This window comes from Listeria rocourtiae subsp. hofi, from assembly GCF_963575615.1.
GTDB lineage: Bacteria > Bacillota > Bacilli > Lactobacillales > Listeriaceae > Listeria_A > Listeria_A hofi.
Genome location: NZ_CAUYTL010000119.1, coordinates 1 through 305 on the forward strand (window position 1 = coordinate 1; position 305 = coordinate 305).

The following is a 305-nucleotide window of genomic DNA, read 5'->3' on the forward strand; positions in this document are numbered from 1 at the left end:
CTCATACTCGACCACCCGCCGCCGTGTTAGCGCCGCGCACCCAATCGCTCAAAAACCTTGATTTAGCTACTTCAAACCAGAGACCAGATGCATTCGGATTCTTATACTTGCTAAAATTATATTGAGGATTGTAGTAAATTTGACGAACATATGGCGTAACCCATGCAAGCTAACCCTCACCAATTTTAGAATGTATCAGAGCGCTGTCTTGTGTTGCCTTAGTATCTTCCGGTGAGAAGTAATTGGAATCCTTTAGTACCTGATTATCTAAAGCGAATTGTGCTTTTTCTATGCGCTCATCACAC

The 305-nt window shown here is 43.0% G+C and carries 1 pseudogene; it reads right to left on the bottom strand.

Annotated features, from left to right (window positions below):
- Nucleotide 1: 1 nt before the first annotated feature.
- Nucleotides 2–292: pseudogene (locus tag R8925_RS16010) on the bottom strand (minor capsid protein).
- Nucleotides 293–305: the final 13 nt, after the last annotated feature.